Origin of the sequence: Labrenzia sp. 5N (assembly GCF_012395805.1) — a bacterium.
GTDB lineage: Bacteria > Pseudomonadota > Alphaproteobacteria > Rhizobiales > Stappiaceae > Roseibium > Roseibium algicola.
The window spans coordinates 131,580-155,057 of sequence record NZ_JAAZTM010000004.1 but is presented as its reverse complement, the minus strand read 5'-3'; the positions used below and the strand labels follow the sequence as shown (position 1 = coordinate 155,057).

The window sequence follows — 23,478 nt, the reverse complement described above, 5'->3', positions numbered from 1 at the left end:
ATCAAGCATAGATAACCCGTTATCCTTTAAAAGCCGGGAAAGTCGATTTTCCGGCTAAAGAACAGATCAGTGTTTACGCGATCTGGTCGTCGGCATTTACCTTCTTCAATCCACCTTCAAGACTTGTTCTGTATGGTGTTCAGGTATTCGCAAGGGGTGTTTGGCGTGCCTGGAACGCATGGGACTGTCTCAAAGCTGATAAAAGTCCTGTCGACCTGGCTGCCCAGCCTGCGCACCCGCTTTGTCTTGCTGGTGGCCGGCCTGTTTCTGGCGCTCTCGGTCGTGATGATCATGGTGGCGAGCTACCTGGACCTGCGGGACGAGGAGCAAAGGGTAGTCTCGGACGCGCGGGCCATTGGGGCGACCGTCAGCCGACTGGCCGTACCGCATCTGACCAACCACCACTATCTGATCCTTGAACAGGAACTGGAAAGCATTGCCGGCAGCGGCGTGGTCGAACTGGCGCAGGTTCACGATCCTGCGCGTGCGGTCACTATCGACAGCGATCCGGACACGAGCTACTTCGACGAAATGGACCAGCATCCGCTGATCACGCTGTCGCTGCAAACCGGGCTCGATCAGATCCGCCAGACCGGAGACAGGATCGAAATAGCCTTGCCAGTGCGCGAGACGGTAGACAGCCCGGTTCTCGGGGTTGCGCTGGTGTCGGTCAAACGTCTTCAGGCCAACGGCATGCTGTTCGCCATCTGGGGACGGAACATCGTCATTACCCTGGTGCTCCTGATATTCTGTATTCCCGTGACGTTTCATTTTGCGGAAAATTTCGTCCGGCCGATCAAGGCGCTGACCCAGACCGCCCACACGGTCAGTGCCGGCAATTTCGACGCGCCTTTCCCAGTCGAACGAACCGATGAGATCGGTGTTCTCGCCCGCGCCTATCGAGACATGGTCGGAACCATTCGGAACAACATGGCCCGCATCCACGAACTTGCCTATGTGGACCCGGTCACGCGGCTGCCGAACCGGGAGAGCTTCCGTCAGCATTTCAATTCAAACATGCAGCTTGCGGACGGCACGCCGGTCCGGATGGCCGTTCTGTTTATTGACCTTGATCGCTTCAAGCGGGTGAATGACAGCTACGGACACGATCATGGCGACGCACTGTTGAAGGAAGTGGCGGCGCGGCTGCAACGCTTGCTGAACTCCTCGGACAAGGTTGCGGCAGGCAAGGCGGCTTTTTCACCACTTGTCGCCAGGCTCGGCGGCGATGAGTTTGCCATCGTCCTGCCTGCTGAAAAGCCCATGTCCAACGTCTACACACTTGCGGACCAACTGGTGCAATGCGTCGAGCAACCGCTGGAAATCAACGGTCTGACAATGGCCGTTGGGGCCAGTATCGGCGTCTCGACCTATCCGGATGACGGCGAGGACTACACCGCTATCCTGAAGAACGCGGACATTGCCATGTATGCGGCCAAGCGAACCGGCGGCAACCGTGCATGCTTCTTCGACGAGATCGAACGCGATTCCCGCTCTCACGAACGCATTCGTCTGGAAGCGGAACTTAAACGGGCCCTTCTGGCGGACGAGATCACCATCGCCTTTCAGCCCAAGATCGATTGCGCCACGTTGAGAGTGGTTGGTGCCGAAGTGCTGGCCAGGTGGGACCATCCCGAACGTGGCCTGTTGGCACCGGGGTGTTTCATCGATGTTGCCGAAGAAAGCGATCTGATCACGCGCCTGGGTGACAGGGTGCTGGAACTGGCCTGCCGCCAGGGTCGGGTCTGGCTCGATCACGGTCAACGTCTGCCGCTGGCGGTGAATGTTTCCATTCGCCAGCTTGAAAAGCCGGGCTTCACCGCCCGCGTCCTCGACATTCTGGAAATCACGGGCTTTCCGGCCGAGCTGCTGCAGCTCGAGGTGACGGAGACCGTTGCCATGGGGGATCCGGAGCGAATCTCGGAGGCGGCAAAGCCACTTCTGGAAGCCGGCATTACCTTTGCGATAGACGATTTCGGCACTGGCTATTCAAGTCTGGCGCATCTTCAGCGTCTTCCGTTCAACACCTTCAAGATCGACCGAAGTTTCATCAGTGGTCTTGCCGATGACCATCACAGCCGCTCGATCGTTCAAACAATTCTGGCAATGGCGAAAAGCCTCAATTACGAGGTTGTCGCCGAAGGCGTCGAAACGGAAGAACAACACGTTTTCCTGGCTGAGAACGGCTGCACGACTGCGCAAGGCTTCCTGTTCGCGCGGCCGATGCCGGCAGAACATTTCGAAGCCTGGTCAAAGGCATTTCTGATGGATGGCAACCATCCGCGCCTGGCCGCCGGAGCACAGCCGAAAGATGGCAGCACGTTCGCCGCGTAAGGCAATTCGACGTTGACACGAACCGGCCTTACTCCGCCGCCTCGGTCTTCCGGCGTTCGGCAAGGGGGCGGATTGCGGCAAAGTCCTGATCGGTCAGCGTTTCCTTTGCAAGCAGCAATGAAGCCCCTTCGTCCAGTTCGCCGCGATGGCTGTTCAGGAGCGCCTTGGCGCGCTGGAAGGCAGCTTCCACCCTTTGCTTGATGGCAAGGTCGATCTCCCGCTGGGTCTGTTCTGAAACCTCGGCAACGTCTCCGGCAGGCTGGCCGAGAAAGTTCTGGCGCTGGGTGGAATAGGCGCGATTGCCAAGGTCGGGATCCATGCCGTATCGCATGACCATGTCGCGGGCGACTTCGGTCACTTTCTGCAGGTCGTCGGAAGCACCGGTAGAGATCTCGTTGAAGACAATCTCCTCAGCCGCCCGGCCGCCCATCAGGACAGCCATGCGGTTTTCCAGGTCGAGAGAGGACAACAGGAAACGATCCTCGGTTGGCCGCTGCATCGTGTAGCCGAGCGCGCCGATGCCGCGCGGGATGATCGAGATCTTGTGCACCGGATCACAGCCTTCCAGGTTGGCGGCAACCAGGGCATGGCCCATTTCGTGGAAAGCGACGGTTTTTCGTTCCTTGTCCGACAGGATCCGGCTGCGCTTTTCCAGTCCCGCAATCACCCTCTCCACTGCCTCGTTGAAGTCCAGCAGGGTAACGGCATCCGCCTGCCGACGTGTTGCCAGGAGGGCCGCCTCGTTGACCAGCGTCGCAAGGTCGGCGCCGGAAAACCCTGCTGTCAGCTGGGCCACCTGATCGAGGTCGATATCTGCGGCCAGCTTGATCTTTTTCACGTGGACATCGAGGATCGCGCGCCGGCCGATCTTGTCCGGCCGGTCGACCAGCACCTGCCGGTCGAAGCGCCCGGCGCGCAGAAGGGCGGGATCGAGGATCTCCGGCCGGTTCGTCGCTGCCAGCAGGATGATGCCGCTGGACGGATCAAACCCGTCGAGCTCGGTCAAAAGCTGGTTGAGCGTCTGTTCCTTCTCGTCATTGGTGCCCATCGGGCCTGAGGCACGTGCCCGGCCAAGTGCGTCCAGCTCGTCGATGAAGATGATGGCAGGGGCGGCCTTTCGGGCCTGCTCGAAGAGGTCGCGAACCCGTGCGGCGCCGACGCCGACGAACATCTCCACGAATTCGGAGCCGGAGATAGAGAAGAACGGCACACCGGCTTCACCGGCCACGGCGCGCGCCAGAAGTGTCTTGCCTGTGCCTGGAGGGCCAACCAGCAGGATGCCCTTGGGCACATGCGCCCCCAGACGGCCATAGGAAGCTGGTTCCTTCAGGAAATCGACAATCTCCTTCAGTTCCCGCTTGGCTTCATCCACTCCGGCGACATTCTGAAAAGTGACTTTCACGTCCTTTTCGACAAATACCTTCGCCTTTGACTTGCCGACCGTCATCATGCCGCCAAGACCCTGTTTTTCGGCAAACCGGCGGATGAAGAACATCCAGAGGCCGAACAGCAGCAGGACCGGCAGCACCCAGGAGAGGATGTCGCGAATGAAGGTGTTCTGGACGACGCCGGTGTATTTGACGTCGTACTTGCTGAGTTCGTCGGCGAGCGGAACCTCGACGCGCGTAGTGACGAAATACTGCTTGCCGTCCTTCAGTTCCGCCTTGAACTTGCCTTCGATGAAGTTCTCCTTGACGGCAATCTCCTCGATCTTTCCGTCCTTGAGGTACTGCTCGAACTGGCTGTAGGGGATCTGCTCGACGGTCTTGTAGGTGGTCCACCAGCTTTGGAACATCAGCACCAGCATCATGGCAATGAAGGCGTACCAAAGGTTTATCTGGTGTTTCTTTTCCATCGTGAAACTGTCCCGGCAATTGTCTGAACTATGCCGCCATTGACGCGGTTCGCCCGGAGGCTGTCAAGGCACGAGGTGGGCACGAGGTGGGCACGAGGTGGCATGGCTGCCCTGGTTCAGACGACCGGCTCCAGTTGCCGCTTGGACGTTTGCGTGCGGAAGGACGAGGCGCTGGAACGGGCGAGGTAGATGACCGGGATGAGACCGACCAGAACGATGGCAAGCGAGGGCAGGGCCGCTTCGCCAAAGGCTTCGCGCGAGGCGGCCTCGAACACGGTCGTTGCCAGGGTTTCGAAATTGAACGGGCGCAGGAGAACCGTTGCCGGCAGCTCTTTCATGCAATCGACGAAGCTGAGCAGGGCTGCGGACAACAGCACCGGCTTCAGGATCGGCAAGTGGATCTGCGTCAGGGTCTGACCGCTGTTGCGGCCAAGCGTGCGTGCCGCCATGTCGAGATGAGGTGTGATCCGGCCGAAACCACCTTCGACCTGGCCGTAAGAAACTGCAAGGAAGCGAACCACATAGGCAAACACCAGGCCGGTGCCACTCCCCAGCAGTAGCAGGCCGGTGTTGATACCGAACCAGGCTTCCATGCGGGCATCCAGGAAATTGTCGAAGCCGGCCAACGGCACCAGAATGCCGATGGCGAGAACGGTGCCCGGAATGGCGTAACCGATCGAGGCAAGCCGGACGGCAAACTTCAATGGGCCCCTGGGGTTGAGACGCAGGGCATAGGCCAGGGCAACGGAAATGAGCACGGTGATCAGTGCTGCAATGGCAGCGAGGCTGAGGCTGTTCCAGACAGCATCCAGAAATCCGCTGTCCCAAAAACCTTCCAGGCGCCGGCTGGCCAGGTCTGCAAGCAGCAGGCCAGGAACCACAAAGCCGACAAAGACCGGCGTCAGGCATAACAGCAACGCAAGCGCAGCCTGCCAGCGTCCAAGTTCGAAGCGTGTCGGTGGCCGGTGCTTAGAGCCACCGCCGCTGTCGAAACGCTGTTTGCGCCGCCCGAACCGTTCCAGCCACAATAGCAGGAACACCATCACCAGCATGGCAAGCGCGAGCTGGGCTGCGCCACCGAGGCTGGAACGGTGCAGCCAGGTGTCATAGACGGAAAAGGTCAGGGTCTTCACGCCGAAGAATGTCACCGCGCCGATATCGTTGAGGCACTCCATCAAGGCAAGCGAAATGCCGATGACGATGGCGGGGCGTGCCAATGGCAGGGCGACACGAAAGAACAGCCCGTAAGGCGAAGCGCCAAGGGTACGCGAGACATCCAGCGTCGAGGCGGACTGGATCAGAAAGCTCGCCCGGGTCGTCAGATAGACATAAGGGTAAAGCACCGCCCCCATGACGAATATGGCGCCGCCCAGTGAGCGAATTTCGGGAAACCAGTAGTCTCTGGACGTCTTGAAACCGAAAAGCGTGCGGATCAGGCTCTGGACCGGCCCGGTATAATCGAGCACTTCGACATAGGCGAAGGCGACGATATAGGTCGGCACCGCAAGGGGCACCAGAAGAGCCCAGTCGAGGACCTTTCTTCCCGGGAAATTGCACATCGTCACGAGCCAGGCCGTGGCAACGCCGGTGATGCCTGTGGTCAGGCCGACCCCGAGCATCAGCAAAACCGTCGTCTGCAGGGAGCCAGGCAGAACCGTTGTCAGAAGGTGGCCCCAGACTTCGCCCGTCGGTGTCAGCGCGATCCACACGATCGCCGCCAGTGGCAACAGCACCAGCGTGGCAATCGCCAGCGATGCAATTTGCCAGAAACGGTCAGCAAAAGTGAGGGTGGGCGTGCGCAGCAAGGCCTGTCATTTCTTTGAGAATGGTTCGCAGGAAGCTCTATAGGCAAAACCCGGAAAATGCAAAAGCCAAGAGATCCCTAGGCGTGACCTGAATTTTTGCGGTGGTTTTATTTTCGTCATGCCATGGCCCGACCATGACATCCATGCCGTTGAGGATCGGATCGACGTCACATCTGAATTTGTCGACAGGGAACGGCATGGATTGCCGGATCAAGTCCGGCCATGACGGGCCCCAGAATAGTTTGAAAGTCCGCCTTCCTAGCTCTCAACAGAAAAGCGCCGCAAAATGCGGCGCCCGTCTTTTTTGTCGATATGGCCTCAGGAGGCCGGGCCGTCATCAAAGCCGACTTCGTCGATCAGCTCGCTGGCGGTCTTGCGGTTCTTGGCAATGTCGGCGAGTGACAGGGTGTCTTTCTTGAACTCGCCCCAGCTTGCAACACGCTCGGAAACCGCGACGCCCGGTTTGACCGGATATTCATGGTTGGTTTCGGCGTAGATCTGCTGCGCTTCATCGGAAGACAGGAACTCGATCAGCTTGACCGCATTGTCCTGGTTCGGTGCGTTCTTCGTCAGGATGACGCCGGCAACATTCACGTGGCTGCCACGGTCGTCGGTGTTCGGGAACAGGATGCGGACGCTGTCGGCCCAGGTCTGCTGGTCCGGTTCCTTCTCGTTGGTCTGCATCAGGCCCATGTAGTAGGTGTTGCCGAGTGCGATGTCGCATTCGCCGGCGAAGATGGCCTTGACCTGGGCGCGGTCGTTGCCGGCAGGCTTGCGGGCCAGGTTGTCGCGAACGCCTTCAAGCCACTTTTCGGTTTCTTCCGCACCATGATGGGCGACCATCGAGGCAACCAGTCCGACGGTGTACACATGCTGACCGGAGCGGGTGCACAGGCGGCCCTTCCACTTCGGATCGGCAAGTTCCTCATAGGTGATGCTGTCCTGGTCGACGCGTTCCTTGGAAGCGTAGATCACGCGGGCACGGTTGGTCAGGCCGATCCAGTGGCCTTCCGGATCGCGGAATTCTGCCGGAACGTTTGCATTGACGATTTCAGAAACAACCGGCTGTGAAATGCCGAGCTGCTTGGCACCGTCCAGGCGCCCGATGTCGACGGTCAAGAGAACGTCGGCCGGAGAGTTGGCGCCTTCTGCCGCAATACGCTCGCCCAGGCCTTCAGCCGCAAAGACCACGTTGGTCTTGATGCCGGTTTCCTTGGTGAATGCGTCGAGCAGCGGCTCGATGAGGTAAGGCTGACGATAGGAGTAGATGTTCACTTCCCCGTCGGCAAATGCGGGTGCAGCGGTAAGGGTTGCCGAAGACAGCAGGGCAGCGCCTGCCAGGATGCGGAAAGTGGAATTCATGTAACTCTCCCGTTGATATGGTTCTTGTTGCTCGGACGCGGGGTCCGAAGCTTGCCGGGAATATGTCGTTAGCAGGGCTTCAAGTCAATAAATCTAGCAAAATCAATACTTTAGAATGATTCAAAACTAACTGGAGGATTGCATTCCACTATTTTGCCGAAAACCGGTGAGAATACAGGAGTTTAAGACTCGACTTTAGGTCTGATGGTCATTGAAGCTTGCTTTGAAAGACTGATCACGAACGCGTTACCGGCTGGCGTGAAAAACTGTCACACCCAGGCAAGCGCCTGCCGCAGGAAGGCTGTGCCATTGCCTGGCTGCCAGACGCCGTGCGCCATGATCACCCTTTCCGGTGACCAGGCAAGGATCCTGTCCCGGCAGGTTCGGGCCTTTCGGCGGTCGAAAAAACTCAGCCGCCATTCCAGGGGCGCATAGCCCTTGCCTTCGACAATGCCCCATAGACCGGCAATCCAGCGCTGCCAGGGTTTCCAGTGCCGGTGCAAAAAACCTTGCGAGAAATGCTCGCTGAGATCGGCCAGGATAACGGTTGCCGAGGGCCGGTGCAGAAACACCAACTCGTCCATCACCGGAGAACCGGAAAAGCGCACCATGTCGATGACGCCTTCGAATGCATCTGGCACCGCTTCGTCCAGCGCCGGTTCGAAGGCGAGATCCGTACGCTTGGCAATGGTGCTCTGTGGTCCCCAGAGCCTGGCCTCCGGCCAGGCCGCCTTCCAGTCCTGCAGAAAGAGATGGTGGATCTTGTTGGGACTGACGAGATGTGTCGGGGTTCCAAGGGCATCGATCTGCTGCCGAACCGCCGGCGTCAAGGCGATGGGTGACCAGACCCACAGCTTGCCGGACGGCAGGCGAATGATCACACAGCGGGTCGGGTAACAAAATCCGTAAAAGGAGACAGTGTCCCCTTCAAGGATCCAGATATTGCTGTCGACTTCAACCAAGGCGCTCTCCTGTCGGGAGCCCGGCATTACTCCGAAAGCACCCGCTGTGTCGGGAAGATGATTTCCACCAGGGTGCCCTGATCCGGCGTGGAATCGATATGGAAGCTGGCCCGGTTGGCTTCCACCAGTGCCTTGGTCAGCGGCAGGCCAAGCCCGGTTCCACCGCCGCGGCTGGAGGTATGCAGTTGCCGGAACGGCTCAAGCGCCGCAGCCAGCTGCTTGGCTGTCATGCCGGTGCCGGTATCGCGAACTCGCAGCGCGACTTCGCCGTTGCTTTCCAGCGCCGTCGACAGGATCACCTGCCCACCGGACTTGTTGTATTTGATCGCGTTGGACAGAAGGTTCAGCACGATCTGGCGCAGTGACCGCGGGTCAGCCACGACATCGGGCACGGATTCCGGCAGGCTGGCACGGATGATGACACGCTCCCGGTTGGCCTGCGGCTGCATCAGGGCAACGCATTCGTTGATGACGTCGTTGGTCGAGACGGCGGAGAACTTCAGATCCAGCTTGCCCGCCTCGATCTTGGACAGGTCCAGGAGATCGTTGATCAGGCTCATGATGTGCGAGCCGGATGTGCGGATATCCTTGAGATAGTCCTTGTAGCGGTCATTGCCGATCGGGCCGAAGCGCTCTTCCATCATGACTTCCGAAAAGCCGATGATCGCGTTCAGCGGGGTGCGGATTTCGTGACTGATCTTCGCCAGGAAATCGGACTTCTGAGAGCTGGCGTTTTCAGCCTGGCGCTTGGCCTGGGTCAGCTCTTCTTCTGCCGTCTTCCATTGGGTGATGTCGCGCAGCACCGCACAGTATTTGACGTCGTCCTTGTTGCCGCTGATCCGGCCGATGGTCATGAACAGCGGGATGAGCCCGCCGGTCGGAACCTTGCCGAGCACTTCGCGGCCATCGTTCAGGATCGAGGCAACGCCGTTGCGCGACAATCCGTCCAGGTAGTCGGCCGCCGCCCGGTGGCTTTCGGGCGCCAGGAAATCCGTGAAGGGCGCTCCGATCATGTCGGACCGGTTGGCGCTGAAAAGCGCCTCCGCGGAGCCGTTCACTTTCAAGATCGTGCCGTTCTGATCAAGCACGAGAACGCCGTCGGTCGCCGTTTCCAGAATGGTGTCCATCTCGGCGATCTGGTTTCGCGCGCTATCAAGTTCCGAGCGGACTTCCGCAAAGAAGTTCGGCGAAGACGGAGCAGCGGTCGCAGGTGTCGGCTTGGCCTTGCGTTCGGTGATGGAAATCATCAGACCGCGCGTGCCGTTCCACGGAACGGAATGCATATGAGCGTCGACGTTGAGGACACCGCCATCCGACAGGCGCATCTTCATGGTCTCGTCGACTTCACCATCCATGCCTTCGGCGTCCGGCAGCTCTTCCGCATCGTCGATGAAAAGGGCTTCCAACCCGCCGGCCTCGGAGAGCGCGGTGATCGACTTGTAGCCAAGCATGCTCAGCAGCGCCTTGTTGGCGTAGAGAACTTCCCGGTCATGGGCAATGGCGATGCCGATGGGCAGGCGGTCCAGGAGGCTCGGGTCGATAGGGCCGGCTTCCGGAACTTCGGGTGGCAGCTCTTCGACCGGTTCCACCGGATCGGGCGCATCGAAATCTTCAAGGTCGCCCTCCAGCCGTGCTCCAAGGGCTTCGGCGATCTTGCGAAAGGCCTGACGTTCGGGCCGGGAAAGACCGGAGGTATCCACCGGAACAACGCGCGGTTTCACCGTTGCGAGCGGGATGACCTGGCCTGTCGGTTTCGGTTCGGCCGGCTCATCGGCGTCGGCGGTTTCGGCAGCCTTGTCCTCGCTCTCGAAGGCAGCGGTTTCTTCGAAGAACTCGCGCTCTTCAGCCGCATCGTCCGTTTCCAATGACGCAGCCACGGCTTCGATCTCGCGGTCTTCCTCCTCAACAAGATCGAAATGGGTGTCTTCAAAGGCAGGCTCGGGCTCGAACAGATCTTCGTCGCCAGCCGAAGCCTCATAGGTTCCCGTTTGCTGGTCCTCGTCACTTTCGGCAGTTGCGACGGCTGTGGACGACAAGTCGTCGTCTTCCGGGGCCGTGGGGTCTTCTTCTTCCTCAAAGAGGTCGCGAGACTTCTTTTCCGCCTCTTTGTAAGCCTTGGCGAGCGACTTGACCGCGCTTTCGATTTCAGCCGGTTTCAGCGCCGCTGGCCCGGAGATACCGGTTGGTTCGGCACTCGCTGGAGTGGGCACTGCAACGGCTGTGTTGGTGTCCCCTGTCTCTTCGCCGGTCAGCTCGTCGCTCGCAGCATAGTTCTCACTGTCGGCGTCCGCTTCGTTTTCTTCTGCCAGTTCAGTGTCGTCATCATCGATGGCGGTGTCTTCGCTTGCTGTGTCGCTGACCTCGTCTTCAGGGTCTTCGTCATCAGCTACTGCATCAGCGTCATCGACGACTGTTCCCGGCGCATCGCCCGTTTCGTCGGTTGCAGTTCCGGTGTCCTCAGTGCTTGCGCCGTCTTCAGGAGCGGTTTCATCACTGCCGGAGACGGGCTGGTCTTCGGCGGTCTCCGGAACGTCGCTTTCCTCGGGAAGAGCATCGTCTTCCGGCGCATCTTGCAGACCGGATTCCAGAGCCTTGAACTTGCTGTCGAGAGCTGCGCCGGGCAGATCGTCGAAATCCTTGTCGGCATCCGGGGCAACGTCCTCTGGAGACGTGTCTGCTTCAAGGTGTCGGGTATCCGCCTTGGCGGGCGCGTCTGCCTTTGCCGGCGGGTCTGCCGGGCGCTGCGGGGCCTTGCCGGTGAACTTTGCCAGGGACCCGACGAGAGCAGCCGCACTTGCGCCAAGAAAGGTCTTGCCCGCGAAAGAATCCGGTTTTGCCGGCTTCAATTCCGCAAGCTTGGCTGCTGCCTCCGCGGTTGCCTGCTGCTCTGCTGCGTCTGGTGAACCAGCTTCATCGGTACCAGCCTCAACAGTCGATGTATCTGTCGTTTCATCACCTGTTTCAGAGCTGACGTTTTCATGTCCGTTGTCATCGCCCGCGGTGGCAATGACGTCTTCCACCTCTGGCGTCACGGGCACATCGGCAGCTTCGGTACCGCGCGCGCCTTCCAGCAGCGTTTCTGCGGCGTGGCTGGCTTCGTCTTCCGCAAGTGTGTCGCGTCCGGTTTCGTCCCTGTCAGTGTCAATGTCAGTGTCGGATGCCCCGACAACGGCCAGCGTCGGGCCGGAGGGCTGGCTGCCATGCTCCGGCACGGCATCTGCGGTCCGGCAAACTCCGAAGCCGCGATAGCCTTCGAATTTCCGGTTCCGGTCAAAGGCGGGCAGGGCGGCCATATCGACAGGTACGCGCAGGTCCGCGCCGGAGACCGGCCAGTCGATTGTCTTTCCGCTCCAGGTGTCGCGTCGGTCAAGTGCCCGCGCAATATGGCCACGGGGATCGAGATCGAAAGCGTCGGACACTTCCTTCCAGGTCAGACCGATAATGTCGGTTGAGGAAGGGCCAAGAACTTCGGCAAACTCGTCGGACAGAAAGGTGAAGCGCTGGTCGATGTCCATCTTCCAGGCAAAGCGCACAGGTCTGCGCCGTGGCTGAAAGACAAAGCCGTCCCCACCTTCCGTTGCAGCGTCATCAGAGGTGTCTTCGGCCACGACTTTGGCGGTCGTCTCCTCAAGGACATTTTCCTCGAGGTCGAGTTCTTCGAGGCCGTCGTCCTCTTCAGCATCGGCCGAGACGTCTTCTGCCGTCTCGCCGTCGTCGTCTTCAATCTCTTCCAGGTCGGACAACGCGGCTTCAAGGTCCGCCTCTCCGGCATCCATCGGGGAGATGTCGTCTGAGGTGACAACACCAGCCGCAATGGATTGCTCACTGGCAGCCAGGTCGTCGAGGTCTTCCTCAACAGGTTCTTCAACGGGTGGGGCAGGAGCGGCCTGCGTTGCGGCCATATCGTCAGCGGTTTCAAACTCGTCTTCGTCGGCCCGTACCCAACCGGCGTCGTCCTCACCGGTCTGGGAAACTGTTTCCTCGTCCGCGGACGAAGTGTCAGCGGCAACTGCAGCTCCGGCGGCAACTCCTGCGGCCAGCAGCCCGGCTTCAATTGCTGAGGCGTCCGCTTCTTGCGCATTTTCAGGGCTGTCTTCCCTGGCTTCAGTGCCGGGATCCGCCAGAGGCAGGTTTTCCAGGACCACCAGCTTCTGGCGGTCCGTCACCTTCAGAACAACGCCCTCATGAAAGTCACCATCGAGTTCCAGAGGACCGAAAAGCGCCGTCTGTCCGTCCGGCAGGTCGAGGTCTTCCGGTGTTCCCTTCAGTTCGCCAAAACAGCCTTCCACCGAACCGGCATCCGTCACGAACACGGTGGCATCATCGGCACGCAACATCTGTGCAAAAGCCGGCACCGGGTCCTTCGTCATGGACAGACCCTTGTCACCGCACACAATCAGGGCAGCGGCTTCACCGTTTTCCAGTTCGATACGCATGCACTGACAGGTCAGCAGCATGACCCTGAGACCCCGGTAAAACCGCAGCCGGTCGATGCTGAACTTGTCTGTAGGGCCGGATTCGGCAATGCGGGCGATATGCGGACGGGCGGGTGAGCGCTCGAGCGACGTCAGGTTGGCCAGGTCGGCTACGGACTGTGCGGAGAAAAAGGAAGCACCGGCAGCATTCGCCCATAGAATACGCGCCCCGTCGGCCGACCAGAGCCAGGCTGCCCTTTTGTCGGCGACAAGCTGAACCAGATCATCCATGGCAGTCAGTTCCAGGAATGATAGGGTTTGTTCGTCCATGGCTCTGCTCCAAACTGGTCTGCAACACCGGTTGACGGGTGCGTGGCGGCCGGATTTGCCCAAAGTGGTAAACACTCCGTTAATACAAGCAATCTCCAACACAGTCCACGTAAAGCAAGGTTGCTAAAGGGGTTACATGAAGGCGTGGTTAATCCGACCGGACAAGTTTGCCGGAATGCCATCGTCGTGTTACGAATTTTTGGCATGGAAGGATTTCAGGATACCCGCCTGACATCTTTCGTCGACCTGAGGAGCGCCGACATGAGCACAGACAAGACCGGTTTTGAAATTCCCGACCAGATGCGCGATTTCGCGGAAAAGAGCGTCGACCAGGCCCGCAAGGCCTTTGACGACTTCATGGGCGCGACCCACAAGGCTGTCAGCAATGCGGAAGACAGCGCGAATGCGGTTCAGGCCGGTGCTGCGGATGTGAACAAGAAGGCGCTGAACTATGCCGAAGAGCATGTCGATGCGGCTTTCAAGTTTGCGCAGGAACTGGTCAAGGCGCAAAATGTCGAGGACATGATGAAGCTGCAGCAGGACTATCTGCGCCGGCAGATGGAGTCCCTCGGCGAACAGGCGCGCGAGTTTTCCAACTCGGCGACGAAGGCCGTTCAGGACGCGGCCAAGGCCACCCAGAAAAAATAATCCGGCCGGCATTTTTCCTTGCGCAGGGCACCAGAGCCCCGCGCAAGGTGTCACAAGTGTTTCATTGAATATTTCCTGCTTTGGTTGTAGTGTTTTTCCGGTCCTGATTGCCTGTTTTCGTCTTCCCTTGTCCAGCCAATGGCTTACCGACAAAGGGCTGCAGTCCGCTCCGCTTTTTGCAGAACGGAACCGACGAAACACCAGAAATCCCCGACGGCAAGTTTGTTGTGCAGTGCAAAAAAATGTTGCAATGCAGCACGGCATGCACTATGTAGTGTTTGCGGATGACGACAGGGTCCGCCGGCACACGTATCGGCGGAATGAACTTGCACCAATGATCGCATCCGGACTCAAGGAGATGAGATCATGACTGACACCACAACCACTGCTCCGGCAAAGCCGGCGCCGAAAGCTCGCACCACCAAAGCCAAAACCGCTGCTGCTGGTGTAGCTTTCCCTGACTTCGAGGCTTTTGCTATGCCGAAAATGGAAGTTCCGGCCATGTTCCGTGAAGCAACCGAAAAAGGCATCGAGAACGCTCGCGAAGCCTATGCAAAAGTGAAAAACGCTGCTGAAGACGCAACCGACCTGATGGAAGACACTTTCGAGACTTCCCGCCAGGGCGTTGTCGAATTCAACCACAAGGCCGTTGATGCTGCCAAAGCCAACGCCGACGCAACTTTCACTTTCGTGAAGGACATCATGTCTGCGAAGAGCCTGGCTGAAGCTATCGAGCTGCAGTCCACGTTTGCTCGCCAGCAGTTTGACGCTCTGAGCGCCCAGTCCAAGGAAATGCACGAACTGGCTACCAAGCTCGGTACCGACGTTTCCGCACCGGTCAAGGAAGCGTTCGAGAAGTCCTTCAAGGACATCAAGGTCAACTAATCCGGCATCCTGCCGTCCGCAGTCACCTGATTGCGGTTCGGCAGGGCCATGCCGATGACATCGGCAAACGGTTGTTATGCCCGGGGCAACGCTCCGGGCATTTGCTTTTCAACAGCTCGAAAATTTCCGCAAATTCCCGCTTGCGGGTTGGAAAAAACGAGTTTAGAAGACGCCCTTGCAAATGGCGGCACGGGTCAGTATGGTCCGCGTCACCTCACGCCTTTAAGCAGACGTAGCTCAGTTGGTTAGAGCGTCGGATTGTGGCTCCGAAGGTCGGTGGTTCGAATCCACTCGTCTGTACCATTTCCCCTCTTCATGAACTTTCAGAATTTTTTTGGAACGCAAGTCAATCTTGCTGCAATTGCTTCGGCTTGAGCGCTGCAGTAAAGGGTTCCAATAATGCTGCGACTGCACTGCAGGTTGCGCACCTACAGGCAATCAAAGACCGACGAAGCCGCAATGCTTGGCTGATCTTTCTTCGCATAATCTAGATCGTTTCATAGCCTGTAATCTTAACTGGGAAACAGACTTACCTCAAAATACAGAAATTTGGGCTGAGCAGATCAACCATATGGCGTGAAGTCTGGTTGCAATACCTTAAGTCGCTCGAATACACTGAATTGCGGTGTCAATGAATTGTACCTGAGTGTGTGATTACCCATGATCATCCGAATCCTCATGATCTTTTTGGTCACCATCCTTCCTTCTGTGGGAAAAGCCGAACTTAGCTACAATTCGGGAGAGGGGGACGATGGTCTGAGGTTTGTTGTTATCGAGGGTACCTTCACACCCAGTGATGACCTGTCCGAATTCGAGAAAGTCATTCGTTCTTTCAATCCCAATGTGATCGGCTTTGACAGCGACGGCGGGAACATTTTCAAGGCGATGGAACTTGGTCGGATCATCAGATCAAACGGTTTGGCCACGATACAACTCCGCCAGCTTGAATGCGCTTCTGCCTGCGCCCTGGCATTCATGGGAGGCCGATCTCGATATGCTGAACCGGGTTCCATCGGGGTGCACAAGTCTTCGTTCTCGCCAACAACTCCTTTCAACAAGGAGGAGGCTGTTTCTGCTGTTCAGGACGTCACTGCGGACATCATTGGGTACATGGTAGAGATGGGAGTGAACCCTGCACTCTTGCAACTCGCATTCAAGACAGAAGCGAATGACATTCGATATCTCTCTGGGCAGGAGATGGCTAATTTTGGAGTTACTTTGTCTGAGGGTGCCACTGACACGGCGGCAATCTCCAAGCCTTCAAGCGAAGCAAAGCCGTATGTAGCATCACGACCTTCCGTTTCGACAAGTCCGAAGCAAATTGAGCCGAGCAGAGCTACCATTCCCGTTGCTCGTTCTGGACGTGTCCGACACCCTAAGGGTTCAGTTTTAATGAAGGCGTCACCTAACGGGAAAGCTCATAGCTTACGTCGCTTCACAAATGGCGTTTCTGTGCAAATCACAGGTGAGGAAGACCGCTGGTATCGTGTGACTGTTGCGGGCGTAACTGGGTATATGCACCATACGTGGATACGAGTTGATCAATTCGATGCCACGCCTGGCGAACTTAGGCTCATTCAAGTCAAGAGTTTCGACAACATCGACGAAGCGGTTAGCTACGCAATGGCCAGAGATCTCCCTTTGGCGGTCTACCTTGCGACCAACGGATGGTATGCGGTGACGATCGCTAAGCCGTTGGATAAAGAGCAAGCCCTCTATTTCACCAAGGGGTTGAAAAAAGAGGGCGCCATCCCGAGCGATAGTTTTGTGACTATGGGCAATACCTATGTGATGAAAATATGTTGCGGGACAGGTTCGTCATACGGAGAAGCCCCAAGTGCGGCTGGATACGGCAAGTAGATATCAGGTCACCTTTGAAGCAGGCTGTTGCCGCTCCTAAAGTCCACTCGCACATTTATCGACAGGCGTCGTTGGCCTCATTGAGCGTGCCCAACATGTTTTAAATAGGCTGCCTGTGTGCTGGTATACCCCTGACCTGATCGACGTGCTCAAGCCCTTTTTATGGATTTGACAACAAGAAACGGATAGTTCGGCTCGGCCCGATCATGACACCTGTCGCTCGGACGCTGGCTTATGCCGGGTCCAATGACAGACAGGAGAAAACGTCATGGAACTCGAAAACAAGTCGATCATCATCACCGGGGCAAGCAGCGGGATCGGGGCTGCTGCAGCGACCCTTTTTGCGGCCGAAGGAGCAAATGTCATCCTCGGTGCCAGGCGTTCCGCGGAACTTGAGGCTGTGGCTTCCAAAATCCGTGAAGCCGGCGGCACGGCCGTTTTCCTGGAGGGCGACGTCAAGGACGAAGGCTATGCCGCGGCACTGGTCGATCTTGCCTTGAAGGAGTTCGGGCGACTGGACGGCGCCTTCAACAATGCAGGCATTGTCGGTGCCATGGAGCCGGTCCCGGACATGGGTATCGGCAACTGGAACGAGGTCCTGACTGTCAACCTGACAGCGGCGTTTCTGGCTGCAAAAGCGCAGATACCGGTCATGAAGAAAACCGGCGGTGGCTCGATCGTCTTCACATCGTCATTTGTTGGTTTCAGCAACGCGGGCATGCCCGGCATGGGCGCTTACGCGGCTTCCAAGGCCGGTCTCAACGGCTTGGTGCAATCACTTGCCTCCGACCACGCCGCGGAGGGTATTCGGGCTCATGCCCTGATGCCGGGTGGCACAATTACACCGGCCGGTGGCGAAGGGAATCCGGACGTCTTGGCGTTCATTGCAGGTTTGCACCCCATGAAACGCATGGCCGACGCAAGGGAGATCGCACAGGCAGCGCTTTTCCTGCTGTCCGACCGCGCAAGTTTCATGACGGGCAGCCCGACGATTGTCGATGGCGGCATGTCCATTCGGCTGACCTGACCGGACGCTTTGCCACAAGGCGGACCGCCGCCTTGTGGCAAATCCCGGACCGCCTGGTTTAGGCAACGGTACACGTTCAACAGGCTTGAACGGAGCCTTCGCTCCGTCCCTTGCCCGGAAATTCAAATATGCCCGCGGCTCGGAAAACGGGTCGCTGAAGAGCCCGATTTGAAGGTAAGGACCGGAGTGCACGCTCGTGAAGCCGGTGACAGGATTGGCGAAGTTGACGACAACAATTTCGGGAAGACGCACCAATGGAAGCCTTGAACGACAATCAGACCAAGCTGCCCCTGGCAGAGGACCCTCGGTGGGCGCGCATAGCAGCCCGTGACAAGACCGCAGACGGCCAGTTCTGGTATTCGGTGACGACGACCGGTGTCTATTGTCGTCCGTCGTGCCCTTCGCGCCTGGCCAATCCGAAAAACGTACAGCTTCACACCACGCTCGAAAGCGCCCGGGCGACCGGTTTCAGGGCGTGCAAGCGCTGCAAGCCGGAGGGCTTGCCTGCCGGTGCCGAGAATGCAGCTATTGTCGCAAAAGCCTGCCGCATCATTGAAGGCAGCGAAGAAGAGCCGTCACTGGATGATCTTGCTCGTTCCGTCGGCCGTAGCCCCAGCTACTTTCACCGGGTGTTCAAGGCGGCAACCGGGCTAACGCCAAAAGACTATGCGTCAGCGCATCGGGCCAACAAGGTCCGTGATGGACTTGGTTCCGGCATTACGGTGACCGAGGCAATCTATGACGCAGGCTTCAATTCCAGCGGACGGTTCTATGAAAAATCCACCGGGATGCTGGGTATGACACCCACCCAATACCGTGCCGGCGGAGCCGACGAGGAGATCAGGTTCGCGGTTGGCCAGACGACGCTTGGTGCCATTCTGGTCGCGTCCAGCAAGAAAGGCGTTGTGTCGATTCTTCTCGGAAGTGACCCGGGGGATCTGGTCCGGGATCTGCAGGACCGGTTTCCCAAGGCAACACTGCTTGGGGCGGATCGCGACTATGAAGGTCTGGTGGCCCGGGTGGTGGGCTTCGTCGAATGTCCAAAGATCGGTCTGGACCTGCCTCTGGATGTCCGCGGAACCGTCTTCCAACAAAGGGTATGGCAAGCTCTTCAGGAAATCCCTGCCGGAGAAACGGTCTCCTATGCCGAGATTGCCCGGCGTATCAAGGCACCCAAGGCATCACGGGCAGTTGCCCGGGCTTGTGCTGCCAACAAGCTCGCAGTGGCAATCCCCTGCCACCGTGTGGTTCGAACCAGCGGTACACTTTCCGGCTACGCATGGGGGGTGGAGCGCAAGCGCGATCTCATCGAGAGGGAGAAACGGGCATGAGAAAGCTTACCGCCGACGAGGATCGTTCGAATGCTTTGGCGACCTCCGTAGGGGCTCGGGTCGCCGGTTATGACTGGGCCGCGATCCACGAAGAGTTGAACGGTTTCGGCTGTGCCACGCTGCCTCAGCTCTTGTCGCCCGGGGAATGTCGTGCCCTTTCGTCGCTTTATACCGAGGAAGAACATTTCCGAAGCCACGTCGTCATGGCGCGGCACGGCTTCGGCAAGGGGGAATACCGCTATTTCAAATATCCGCTGCCGGATATTCTGGGTGGATTGCGGACCGCCCTTTATCCCCGCTTCGCCGGTCTTGCCAACAGGTGGAACGAGACCATGGGCTTCGATCAACGATTTCCGGCTACCCATGACGCGTATCTGGAGCAATGCCACAAGGCGGGTCAGGTCCGGCCGACCCCTCTGTTGCTGCAGTATGGCACCGGCGACTTCAACTGCCTTCACCAGGATCTTTACGGCGATCTGGTGTTTCCGATTCAGGTCGCGATTTTGCTATCGGAACCGGACAAGGATTTCTCGGGGGGCGAGTTCTGCATGACCGAACAACGCCCGCGCATGCAGAGCCGCGTTGAGGTTGTCAGCCTGCGCCAAGGGGATGCCGTGGCCTTTGCCGTTCACAACCGGCCGGTCCAGGGAACGAAAGGTAGTTACCGCGTGAACCTGCGCCACGGCGTGAGCCGTGTGCGCTCCGGCACGAGACACACCGCAGGGATCATCTTTCACGACGCGAAATAGACACCTGCTCTGTGCTTGGCGAGCCGTCTTGAAGTTTGATGGTACCCGGCAGCAGGTTGATAGCTGCCGAAGCGCGATCATGTCTTCCTGAAAGACTTGATGAGCAGGATAATGGCGCTGCAGCCGAGAAGGACGCCTGCGATGAAACACATCAATGGAGCCAGCAGGCCAAAGTCCGCCTTGAGCGCCTCGTAGTTCTGGTTGCCGTACTTGAAGAGGGCGGACATCATCCAGAGGAACAATATTGCTGTGATCAGGCGGCCGTAGTTCATCCGTGCCCTATCGCTGTTTTGAATGAGAACGGAGTAACCCTTTTTCCGTTAAAGGTGAGTGTCGTTTCTCGGATAAAGTGTAGGCTGAGCTGCAGGCAGAAGATACCAGGGGCTCTGATACGGTGAACGGAGGGACGGCCGGTTCTCCCAAGAAATCAGGCCTTTCTGACGGTTCACGGGCCGGGAGGCCGTTGTGTGTCATGCGGGACTCTGTCTGAATGAAAGCACCTGATCTCTAAGGAGCATGCAATGTCCTATCACGATGCCCCCGGCCTTGGCCGCCGTCTGGTCCGTTTGCCCGGTCAGCTGCTTCTGGCGCTCGTGAATGCGACGGCGCTGCTTGTCATTGCAGCCTGCGTGCTGTCGCTCCTTGTGTTGAACAGGGTCGATACAGCGGGCGAACGTATCGCCGGCAATGTGACAGAAGCCGCGCTCGCCCGGTTGCAGGTCTCTCCGGGCGAATTCAAGTCCCGGATCGAAGCGCTCGACGGCAAGATCACCACGCTTGCTGCGCAACTCTCTGATCCCGACCTCAGGGATCATTGGGAAGTGGCGCAGCAACTGAAGGAGCTCAATCGGAACCTTGCCGACATCAGGCTGGCGGCCGTTGGTCTGAGCGCAGCTGGTCCGGAAATCACCGACACCGCTTTCGAACAGGCCGGCGACATGCTGACCGGTGCGCTCTACACCTTGCGGGGGTGCGAGACGGCGCTAGAGGACGGCGAGCCTTCGAGCTGAGCATGTTTCTTTTCGCTTAGGCCTGAAACACATCCGCCCATTCAGGGTGCTTGCGCCGCTGCGCATTCACATAAGGACACAGCGGCACGATCTTCACCTGCTTGCGACGGGCGTCATCAACAAGCCTTTCCACCAGTGCCTTGCCAACCCCCATGCCACGCATGCTGTCCGGCACACCGGTGTGATCGGCAATGATCAGGTGTTCGTTGACAATGGAGAAGGTCAGTTCGGCCGGCTCGGTGATCCCGCCCACCTTCGCCACATAGCGGCCTTTGCTGCCATCCTGTTCCAGGGTGATGTCGGGGGAAGTTGTCTCTACCATTGTCGGTCTCCTGAAGTGGATGAAAGCAATTGCTCTGATCCTGTGTTCAATCGGGTTGTTCGTTTCCAGGGAAGTACATGGGGATGGGGCGGGAACAATCCCGCCCCAATTCGTATCAGGCTGCCAGGTCGAACAGCAGGAATTCGGCATTCTCTCTGGCTGTCAGCGAGATTGCGCCTGTCTGAAGCAGACCGAGACCGTCGCCTGCGGAAAGCGGCTGGTCGTTGACGCTGATCTTGCCTTTCACCAGTTGCAGCCAGACCTTCCGGCCGGGACGGATGTCGAAGGCCAGGCCGCGATCCGCGGACAGAAGCGACGCGTAGAGATCGACATCCTGGTGAATGGTAACGGATCCGTCCCGCCCGTCGCGCGATCCGATCAGGCGCAGCGCATCGCGGCGGCCGTCTTCCGGAAAGGCCTTCTGCTCGTAGCTTGGCGAGATCCCGTCAGCTTCAGGAACGATCCAGATCTGCAGGAAGTGGACCGGATCCGTGTCCGAGTGATTGTACTCACTGTGACGGACACCGGTGCCGGCGCTCATGCGCTGCAGTTCTCCCGGCCGGATGACTGAGCCCGTACCGAGCGAATCCTTGTGTTCCAGACCACCGGAAACGACATAGGAGATGATCTCCATGTTCTGATGCGGGTGGGTCGGGAAGCCGGCACTGGGGGCAACACGGTCCTCGTTAATCACCCGCAGGGCACCGAAACCGATGTGGTTCGGGTCAAAATAGGACCCGAAGGAGAACGTGTGCTTGCTCTTCAACCAGCCGAAATCGGCATCGCCGCGAGCATCCGAAGGACGGAGTATCTGGTTCAAGGTTCAATCCTTTCCCAATCTCTGGCACGGGAATGTCCGTGCGCTGTTGGGCCTAAGATTGCCATTGGGGGATTGTTTTACAATTCTGCCAAATCTGGACAATTAGTCATCGATTTTTGAACAATTCCCTATTGAACAGCCTTGGGAGCTTCGGTCCGGGTCCGGTTTCGTTCCGCGATCTGTTTCGATACGCCGCCGTTCACTGTTGTGGGCTTTCCGGAAGGATCGAAAGCGGACTTGAATGTGAAGGCCGCGGGCGTGGGGCCCGCGTCGCCCAGGCGTTCGAAACGGTCGATCGCCTCCACCCAGTCCGGTTGGTGGCCTTCCGGCACCCACCACAGAGCATAGGCGGGGTAGGCGTGGTCTTCGCGCATGAAGTCCGGGCCCTTTTTCAGGATCTCGGCGTGCGGCCCTCGGTAGACGGCGGCAAGCGCTGATTCCAGGTCTTGCCAAAGCGAGATGGTGGAGGGTGCCCAGCCGTCGCCATTGTCCTGCCAGTACCTGGGAAAAACCTGCTCGCCCCAGCTGTCCGGTCCCGGTTCGTCTTCATAGCCGGAGCGGGCGACGAAACCCTCGGCTCGTTCTATCGCGGCCCACACAAGCGGCTCGGCCTGGTGAAAGGGTTCCACAACCGGGTGGTCGGCCCGCGTACGGAATTGGCCGAATGTATAGAGCGCAAGCCAGTGACCGTTCATGCTTCCTCCCTGCCTGAATGACACCCGGCAGAGACTGGCTGCAATTCACCCGTGTCGCAAGAGGTTGCAAGCGTCGCAAAACAGATAGTCCGCGCATGTGGCTGGAAAAATTCGCGCAGCTGGTCTAAGCGCTGGATGAAGACTTTGGTGGCCGGCATCAGCTCGGCACCGGCAACGAGGATAATCGCGTGGAAGATCTCAGCCTTTTCTCCCTTGGCCTTCTGGCTGTTGCGCTGCTGGCAACCGGGCTTGTGGCCGGGATCATTGCAGGCCTGCTCGGTGTCGGTGGCGGCATCGTCATCGTGCCGGTGCTCTATTACATGTTTACGGCCCTGAAGATCGACCCGTCGGTACTCATGCATGTGGCCGTGGGAACGTCGCTCGCAACCATTCTGGCGACCGGCACGTCGTCGGCGCGCGCCCACTACAATCGTGGCAGCGTCGACATGGATCTCCTGAAACGCTGGTGGTGGGCGATCGCTCTTGGCGTCATCGCCGGGGGAACGCTCGCGGGGAACATTTCGGGTGGCGCACTGACGCTGGTCTTCGGGATTGTCGCTCTGGCCGTGTCGGCCAACATGATGTTCCGCAAGGATGGCTCCCATCTGGCCGACAAGCTTCCCGGGTCTCCGATCAAGGAAACACTGGGTTTCCTGATTGGCGGGATCTCGGTGATGATGGGCATTGGTGGTGGAACGCTCGGCGTTCCGACATTGACCCTTTTCAATTATCCGATCCGCAAGGCGGTTGGCACCGCGGCGGCCATCGGCCTCATCATTGCCGTTCCGGGCACCCTGCTGTCGATCTTCTTCGGCTGGGGCGAGGAGGGGCGCCCGCCGTTCTCGCTCGGATATGTCAACCTGATCGGCTTCTTCCTGATCATTCCGGCCAGCACCCTTGCTGCACCCTGGGGCGCGAAGATCGCCCATGCCATCGATCCGTCGAAGCTCAAGCTCGTGTTCGCGCTGTTCCTCGGTTTTACCGGCCTGCGCATGATCTACGGCGTCGTGTTCTGACCCGTGGCCTGGTCCCGGCTACAGGATCGCTGATGGGTAAATCAAAAGGTTT

18 protein-coding genes and 1 tRNA gene are annotated in these 23,478 nt (G+C 58.7%); 10 read left to right on the top strand and 9 right to left on the bottom strand.

Annotated features, from left to right (window positions below):
• Window positions 1-165: 165 nt before the first annotated feature.
• The gene (locus HEP89_RS03765; RefSeq protein WP_168691365.1) at window positions 166-2,334 is read left to right on the top strand and encodes an EAL domain-containing protein; all 2,169 of its coding nucleotides are present in this window, start codon (window positions 166-168) and stop codon (window positions 2,332-2,334) included.
• Between the two features lie 28 nt (window positions 2,335-2,362).
• On the opposite strand, the gene ftsH is transcribed toward HEP89_RS03765, so the two are convergent.
• From ftsH to HEP89_RS03740, 5 genes are all read right to left on the bottom strand, one after another.
• Window positions 2,363-4,189, bottom strand: a complete 1,827-nt coding sequence (gene ftsH, locus HEP89_RS03760) for an ATP-dependent zinc metalloprotease FtsH (protein ID WP_168691364.1) — start codon at window positions 4,187-4,189, stop codon at window positions 2,363-2,365.
• Window positions 4,190-4,305: 116 nt separating this feature from the next.
• Window positions 4,306-5,994 carry an iron ABC transporter permease gene (locus HEP89_RS03755; protein ID WP_152504661.1) on the bottom strand — a complete coding sequence of 563 codons (1,689 nt, stop codon included), beginning with the start codon at window positions 5,992-5,994 and terminating at the stop codon, window positions 4,306-4,308.
• Between the two features lie 318 nt (window positions 5,995-6,312).
• On the bottom strand, window positions 6,313-7,356 hold the full coding sequence (locus HEP89_RS03750) for a Fe(3+) ABC transporter substrate-binding protein (RefSeq protein ID WP_168691363.1): 1,044 nt from the start codon (window positions 7,354-7,356) through the stop codon (window positions 6,313-6,315).
• A gap of 269 nt (window positions 7,357-7,625) precedes the next feature.
• Window positions 7,626-8,318, bottom strand: coding sequence for a DUF4336 domain-containing protein (locus tag HEP89_RS03745; RefSeq protein ID WP_081713402.1), 693 nt, complete (start codon window positions 8,316-8,318; stop codon window positions 7,626-7,628).
• A 26-nt stretch (window positions 8,319-8,344) separates the two neighbouring features.
• Complete coding sequence (locus HEP89_RS03740; RefSeq protein WP_168691361.1) at window positions 8,345-13,063, bottom strand: ATP-binding protein; 4,719 nt, start codon at window positions 13,061-13,063, stop codon at window positions 8,345-8,347.
• Between the two features lie 261 nt (window positions 13,064-13,324).
• On the opposite strand from HEP89_RS03740, the gene HEP89_RS03735 reads away from it, so the two are divergent.
• From HEP89_RS03735 to HEP89_RS03705, 7 genes are all read left to right on the top strand, one after another.
• Window positions 13,325-13,711 (top strand): phasin, encoded by a 387-nt coding sequence (locus tag HEP89_RS03735; RefSeq protein ID WP_031269792.1) that lies wholly within the window; start codon window positions 13,325-13,327, stop codon window positions 13,709-13,711.
• A 366-nt stretch (window positions 13,712-14,077) separates the two neighbouring features.
• Complete coding sequence (locus HEP89_RS03730; RefSeq protein WP_023002171.1) at window positions 14,078-14,596, top strand: phasin; 519 nt, start codon at window positions 14,078-14,080, stop codon at window positions 14,594-14,596.
• A gap of 226 nt (window positions 14,597-14,822) precedes the next feature.
• Window positions 14,823-14,899, top strand: a tRNA-His gene (locus HEP89_RS03725).
• 357 nt (window positions 14,900-15,256) lie between these two features.
• A complete protein-coding gene (locus HEP89_RS03720; RefSeq protein WP_168691360.1) occupies window positions 15,257-16,456 on the top strand; it encodes an SH3 domain-containing protein in 1,200 nt (399 codons plus the stop codon).
• A 268-nt stretch (window positions 16,457-16,724) separates the two neighbouring features.
• Entirely contained in the window at window positions 16,725-17,483 is a 759-nt protein-coding gene (locus HEP89_RS03715; protein ID WP_075284606.1) for an SDR family oxidoreductase, read from the top strand.
• Window positions 17,484-17,737: 254 nt separating this feature from the next.
• Window positions 17,738-18,814 carry a bifunctional DNA-binding transcriptional regulator/O6-methylguanine-DNA methyltransferase Ada gene (gene ada, locus HEP89_RS03710; protein ID WP_168691359.1) on the top strand — a complete coding sequence of 359 codons (1,077 nt, stop codon included), beginning with the start codon at window positions 17,738-17,740 and terminating at the stop codon, window positions 18,812-18,814.
• Entirely contained in the window at window positions 18,811-19,563 is a 753-nt protein-coding gene (locus tag HEP89_RS03705) for a 2OG-Fe(II) oxygenase (RefSeq protein ID WP_168691358.1), read from the top strand. The genes ada and HEP89_RS03705 overlap by 4 nt, the downstream gene beginning before the upstream one ends.
• A 77-nt stretch (window positions 19,564-19,640) precedes the next feature.
• Here HEP89_RS03705 and HEP89_RS03700 read toward each other — a convergent pair whose 3' ends face one another.
• The gene (locus HEP89_RS03700) at window positions 19,641-19,835 is read right to left on the bottom strand and encodes a hypothetical protein (protein ID WP_168691357.1); all 195 of its coding nucleotides are present in this window, start codon (window positions 19,833-19,835) and stop codon (window positions 19,641-19,643) included.
• 249 nt (window positions 19,836-20,084) lie between these two features.
• Here HEP89_RS03700 and HEP89_RS03695 point away from each other — a divergent pair, with 249 nt between their 5' ends.
• On the top strand, window positions 20,085-20,573 hold the full coding sequence (locus HEP89_RS03695) for a hypothetical protein (protein ID WP_168691356.1): 489 nt from the start codon (window positions 20,085-20,087) through the stop codon (window positions 20,571-20,573).
• A gap of 16 nt (window positions 20,574-20,589) precedes the next feature.
• Here the strand turns inward: HEP89_RS03695 and HEP89_RS03690 are convergent, their stop codons facing one another.
• The 3 genes from HEP89_RS03690 to HEP89_RS03680 all read right to left on the bottom strand — a co-directional run bounded on the left by HEP89_RS03690 (window position 20,590) and on the right by HEP89_RS03680 (window position 22,410).
• Window positions 20,590-20,895 carry a GNAT family N-acetyltransferase gene (locus tag HEP89_RS03690; RefSeq protein WP_023002164.1) on the bottom strand — a complete coding sequence of 102 codons (306 nt, stop codon included), beginning with the start codon at window positions 20,893-20,895 and terminating at the stop codon, window positions 20,590-20,592.
• 115 nt (window positions 20,896-21,010) lie between these two features.
• Window positions 21,011-21,715, bottom strand: coding sequence for a pirin family protein (locus tag HEP89_RS03685; RefSeq protein WP_168691355.1), 705 nt, complete (start codon window positions 21,713-21,715; stop codon window positions 21,011-21,013).
• A 128-nt stretch (window positions 21,716-21,843) separates the two neighbouring features.
• On the bottom strand, window positions 21,844-22,410 hold the full coding sequence (locus tag HEP89_RS03680) for a DUF3291 domain-containing protein (protein WP_168691354.1): 567 nt from the start codon (window positions 22,408-22,410) through the stop codon (window positions 21,844-21,846).
• Window positions 22,411-22,598: 188 nt separating this feature from the next.
• Between HEP89_RS03680 and HEP89_RS03675 the strand changes: the two genes are divergently transcribed.
• Complete coding sequence (locus HEP89_RS03675; protein ID WP_023002161.1) at window positions 22,599-23,426, top strand: sulfite exporter TauE/SafE family protein; 828 nt, start codon at window positions 22,599-22,601, stop codon at window positions 23,424-23,426.
• Window positions 23,427-23,478: the final 52 nt, after the last annotated feature.